This is a genomic window from Bacillota bacterium, assembly GCA_040754675.1.
GTDB lineage: Bacteria > Bacillota > Limnochordia > Limnochordales > Geochordaceae > Geochorda.
In genome coordinates, this window is the sequence record JBFMCJ010000299.1 from 1 (window position 1) to 5,021 (window position 5,021).

Sequence of the window (5,021 nt, forward strand, 5' to 3'; positions counted from 1 at the left end):
GCGGTGGCCATAGTAAAGCCGGCCCAGGCCAAGAGTCAAGCAGAGATTGAGCGCCTGGAACAAATGATTCTGGACAAGGCGTTTCAAGGCGAGTTGTGAGTGCCATACGCGCCATGGGCCTCGACAACCAATAGGCGAGGGCTTCATCAGACGTAGACTCCAGCGTTGGCCCACAAGCTGCTGTGCGGCAACGGTGCAAGGGGGACAAGTGTGTGAGCGACGAGAAGATCAAGCGACTCTGCGAGGAACTGGTAACCGAAGGGTGTAAGCTCCTGTTGCAGCCCCGTGGTTTTGTGCAGTTCACCCGCGTACCCGAAGCTGACGAGCTGCTCAACAACCTGGATGAGTACCCCCATGCCTTCGTGATCGCATGCGTCATGGATCGCCAGATGGCGGCCGAGAAAGCTTGGTGCATACCTTACCGTTTGAAACAGGTAATAGGGCGCTTCCACTTTTCAGCCCTGGCCAAGCTGTCAGCGTCTGACCTGGAGAGAATCATGAGCGGTCCCCCAGCCCTTCACCGATTTCCGGGAATGATGGCAAGGAATCTACACTCGGCCATTCGCCGTATTGAGGAACACTACGCCGGTGATGCTTCCCTGATCTGGGCGGGCAAACCTTCCAGCGCGACTATTGTTCGGCGTTTCCTCGAGTTCGACGGTGTGGGCCAAAAGATAGCGACCATGGCTGCAAACACCCTCGTGCGGGACTTTCGCATTCCCGTCAGCGACCGGTACTCCATCGACATATCGGTGGACGTTCAGGTCCGACGCGTCTTCGCCAGGATGGGGTTCGTTCCCGAGAATGCTCCAGCCGAACTCATCATCTACCGGGCGCGCGAACTGCACCCGGAGTATCCCGGCATCTTCGATCTGGTCCTATGGGAACTCGGCCGAACTGTCTGCTTGCCAACACAACCTTCTTGCGATAAATGTCGCTGGTCAGAGCTTTGCGCATACGCGGAGAAGGTGGGGGCAGGTGCCTGAGAAACCAGGCCCCTTCTGTTTCAGTAAAGAGCCCACTGCGGGCTGGCCGTTCGGGGGCATAGGGAATGCACCATCATCAGCGAAGTCCACCCTTGAGAGTTCAAGAGAATCCCCCCTGGCCGCTCTCCCCATGGTAAGATGATCCCAGGAGTGGTAGCCCTGCCGTACAAGGACCCCGCCATGCGGCGCGAGTACCAGCGTTTATGGCAGATTAAGTACCGCCTCGACCAGCGAGCCGAGAGAGAGAAGCTGGGCATTCCCTCCCTCCGTGAGACTCACCCGAAACTGTACGCCTACCTGTGGCCGGGCCGGGCCAGGAGGCAAGAGAAGCGTCCGCCTTCGAGTTGAGGGGTGTAGAACCGAAACGGGGCAGAAAGGCTCGCCGCAGAAGGATTTCGGCAGACACGTCTCGGCAGAATCCGACACCCCAAATGGCGGGTGAAACAGGGGAGAGATGCCGGAGCCCTGAAGCCTAATCGCACGTCCCCGAGGGAGCGTCAGCCGATCCTGCTATAGTGGGGCTGGGAGGTGCAGCCGTGGCGGACTTTGGGGTTCTCTGGGACGGAAGGGTGCTGGACCTGCGGCCTATGGCCTTCGGGGGCTGGCCGGTCGTCTTCAATCCCGCCTCGCGCACCTGGGCCTCCTTCGAGGGGACACTCGGTGCCGTGGCCGACTCCCGGCCCATCACGGCGGAAGAAGCAGCAGCCCTAACCTCGGGGTCGATCTTGTCCCAGAACGAGGTCCAGAGGTTCGCAGAGCGCTCCGTGTCCCGGCGGAAAGCACTACTCAACTCAACCGGGAGGCGAAGCTCTCCCTGATGCCAGTAGCCCCGGTACTTGGGTAGATGCGGTCGGTGATCTGCTTCAGCCGCTACCGTAGGAAAGACCGTAACGGTTAAGACCGAGCGCGGAAACCCCCAAGGAGGTGAGGACGTGGGGTACAACCTACGCTTTTTGAAAGTGAGGCCGGACGTCTTCCTGGAGGTGGAGCGGCGTTACCGGGAATGGCTGCGGAAGCAGCGGTTGGCAGAGAGCGTCCCGAAGAACGGAAAGCGGCGCGAAGCCTTGCACCTGCCCCCTGCCGATCCAGAGTGGTAGCCCTACGCGTGTAAGGCAGAAGCCCCCTCCGAGTGAGGGGGCCCTGCGCTGAGCGGGGGCCTATACGGTTACGGGTTGCTTCGCCGGCGCAGCGGACCGTTCCTGCTGCCGCCCACCACGGGCGCAGTCACGCTGTAACCGAAAATGTGACTTCTTCTGTGCGCAGCGTTCTCCACGGAACGGGAAGAAAGGCTGTCCCCCAGGTAGCTGCGGCCCTTACCCGGCTGGAGGAGGTGTCGTCGTGGAGAAATACGTCGCGGAGACGGCCAAAGGCCTCCGTTACGAGATGGACGCCGAGCCGCTACGCATGGGCGCCACCAGAGTCTGGACCCTGTTCGTGTACGAGACAGAGTCCCCCCTCGCCCGTACGAACCAGGGGCCCTATTGCTGTGGCCGCGTGGACCTCTTTTTGCACCCCAACCACGCCTGCCTGGTGAAAGGGACCGACGCCGCCGGAGTATCAGAGGTCCTGGCGGCGTTGGAGGACACCACTGCAGAGGCGGTGTTTCACCTCTTGCTCGAACGGGCAATGGACGAAGAAGATGACGCCGTCGATGACAATGGGGACGATGGATAATCCCAGGAGGCACATGTTCCAGCCCAGACGCACCCAGCGAGCGGGAGGGCTCGTGCCTCACATAGGATTTACTGATCGACGTCCCTCGCGTCCTCACCAAAGAACCAACCGTAGTCGTGTCTATTCTTGTCAAAAAAGCATGGGTCAAGGTCTAGTAACCTTCGCACGGCACGTTCTCGCTCTTCGCGGGTGAATAACCCAACAAAACGGTCCTTCACGACAAGGGCTTCCATACTCAGGTCCAGCCTTCCCCGGAGATACAATTCAGTTAGTCCAGTCTGGGTTTCGTTGCTTGCAAGCAGGCGTTTGGCGGTCTCAAGCCCTCCATAATTGCTCAACATCTGTACAAATCGTGTGGGATTGTACCCGCATTCCTTCTTCGCTCTACGGTAGATGTCGTACATGGCGTGCTCAAATTCGCGCTCCAAGGGCCTCATCTTCGATCACCGGCTCCCGTCCTCGAGTCTCTAGCATCACTGGGATGGGGGCCTCTACTTGGACGGACGGTCCTCAGCTCCGCGTTCATTGTCTGCTGCAGTTGCCTGTCCCTGCCTCTCTTCCCACTCGGCCCACGACTGGAGCTGTGCCCGAAACTCGCGTAAACCCAGGGAATATGGTGGAAACTGTGGCTACATCGAAACCCGGAAGCACCCCCTGGCGCATCCCTTTCTGGCGACGTAGCGGAACTGCTCGGCAATGCCCGATTAGCCTTAGGCCGGATGGTTGCCGGGTTTCCAACCCTGGTCCAACTCGGGGAATCGCCCCGTCCGTGCCGCTTGAGAATGTACCCGTCGGTCTGACCACACAGCAGCGTCGGCGCCTCAGCGAGCGGGGGGCCCCCTACCGTCCCCCCTCGGCAGGTCAGGTATACATCCCTCCCAGTAAGTCCCTTAGTTTGCGTGCGGCCGATCCGGTGTTGTGGTGTAGCGTCTCCAACTCCCCCAAGGCAGCCATAAACCGCTTCTCATCCCTGCTGTCAGCTTCCTTGACCAGCTCCTGCACTTTAGAGCAAATGTCTGCCCAGGCCTGCCCGCCGCACGAGTGCCTCCATTTCGCGGTAAGGAACAGGGTACCCAACTCGTCGAGGCCTAAGCCAAACTCGCGTGCAAAAACCTGGGCTGCACCCCGGGCTGTGCCATCTTCAAGAGCCGCTTCCCTAACTCCCTTCATTGACTCCCAGGCTTCGTACCTAGAACGAGGCAAGCGCCAGATTACTGAATTCAAGTCTCTCCGCCTGAGATCTTGGTATCACATTGCGCGCCTCATGGTAAACAAGGCAAACCCAGTTGACGACACATTTCAGCGCCTCTTCCCACCTTCTATCGGACATGCATACAACCTCCCCGGTAAGGTCAGCCTCGCCTCTCCAAACGCGTACGGCCGGGGTCCGGTAGCACCTTCTTGTGTGTAGCTACTACGCGGGGAGATCGTCGTACCGACGCCAGCGCCTCCCGCCCGCCTGCATCAGCATTCCGTACATCACACAACCAACAGGAGGTCGAGACGCGGTAGACGAACGCTCGGCCCATTTTCTCCAGCTCAGCCATCCCAAGGGCCACCATTACTAGCAGGTGGGCCTGCACCTCGAACTGTTGCTTGTATCCCCCGCGGTAGCAGAAGTGCACGCCTTCAAACCCACGGTGCTCGAGTTCCTCTAGTGCTTCCCTAACAGTGACTGCACGGCCCCGGAGAATCTTGGCGAGATTGAAAACGTTCGATGCATGAAGAACCCACTCGTATCGTTGGCCACCGCTCCAAGAACGGACCAGGAACCGGGCCCCGTCTTCATAGATTTCGTAGCTGTTCCTCAGCTTCACGCAACCAACCAGATCCGTGACGGCCGCCCCCTTTGCCAACCTTAACGCCATATTTCGCCAAGGAAGCCGGCTTCCCTGTCGACACGGGAATTGGCGGTGGCTGGGGGTTCACGAGGTGTCCGCGCGCGTCTTCGGCCGATTGTGCCTTTCGAGAGGGCAAAGAGCTATGTGTTGAAGTCGGGCGACATTCTCGTAACTAGTTCCCCATAAAAAAGTCCGGGGTGCTGGATGGCAGAAACCCGTGATTCCGTAGGGTTTCCGGCCCATAAAAGGAGGGATCCCCGCCTGCAGGATAGAATGGTTGAGTTGGCAACGCAAACCACCCATCCAGAGGGGGAACCCCATGTTCTGGTTCGACAGGACGAAGCGTTCCTCCTGCGAGGTGGCACCCGGATGCTGCGCGAGACCCAGCCCCAGATCACCCTGTGGGATGCGGCACTGCCCCCGGAGTTGACCCAACTCAGCCCCGAACTTGCCAGGGTGGACAAGATCCTCGACGACGACCGCTTCCTTGCTCCCTACCGCCGGCGGTTCAGCAAGAGAA

Annotated in this window: 8 protein-coding genes; 6 read left to right on the forward strand and 2 right to left on the reverse strand. The window is 59.8% G+C overall.

Annotation, left to right across the window (positions count from 1 at the left end; all coding sequences use genetic code 11):
- The first annotated feature begins 212 nt into the window (after positions 1 to 212).
- From AB1609_15315 to AB1609_15335, 5 genes are all read left to right on the forward strand, one after another.
- Positions 213 to 986, forward strand: coding sequence for an iron-sulfur cluster loop (locus AB1609_15315; protein MEW6047823.1), 774 nt, complete (start codon positions 213 to 215; stop codon positions 984 to 986).
- Positions 987 to 1,136: 150 nt separating this feature from the next.
- Positions 1,137 to 1,334 (forward strand): hypothetical protein, encoded by a 198-nt coding sequence (locus AB1609_15320; GenBank protein MEW6047824.1) that lies wholly within the window; start codon positions 1,137 to 1,139, stop codon positions 1,332 to 1,334.
- A gap of 188 nt (positions 1,335 to 1,522) precedes the next feature.
- Complete coding sequence (locus AB1609_15325; protein MEW6047825.1) at positions 1,523 to 1,804, forward strand: hypothetical protein; 282 nt, start codon at positions 1,523 to 1,525, stop codon at positions 1,802 to 1,804.
- Positions 1,805 to 1,918: 114 nt separating this feature from the next.
- Positions 1,919 to 2,083, forward strand: coding sequence for a hypothetical protein (locus AB1609_15330; GenBank protein ID MEW6047826.1), 165 nt, complete (start codon positions 1,919 to 1,921; stop codon positions 2,081 to 2,083).
- Between the two features lie 241 nt (positions 2,084 to 2,324).
- Entirely contained in the window at positions 2,325 to 2,660 is a 336-nt protein-coding gene (locus AB1609_15335) for a hypothetical protein (GenBank protein MEW6047827.1), read from the forward strand.
- A gap of 68 nt (positions 2,661 to 2,728) precedes the next feature.
- Here the strand turns inward: AB1609_15335 and AB1609_15340 are convergent, their stop codons facing one another.
- Positions 2,729 to 3,097: a hypothetical protein gene (locus AB1609_15340; GenBank protein ID MEW6047828.1), complete on the reverse strand. Its 369-nt coding sequence runs from the start codon at positions 3,095 to 3,097 to the stop codon at positions 2,729 to 2,731.
- Positions 3,098 to 4,012: 915 nt separating this feature from the next.
- Positions 4,013 to 4,516, reverse strand: coding sequence for a hypothetical protein (locus tag AB1609_15345; protein ID MEW6047829.1), 504 nt, complete (start codon positions 4,514 to 4,516; stop codon positions 4,013 to 4,015).
- Positions 4,517 to 4,870: 354 nt separating this feature from the next.
- On the opposite strand from AB1609_15345, the gene AB1609_15350 reads away from it, so the two are divergent.
- Positions 4,871 to 5,021 (forward strand): ISNCY family transposase (locus tag AB1609_15350; protein MEW6047830.1); only part of this gene is annotated, 151 nt, incomplete at its 3' end.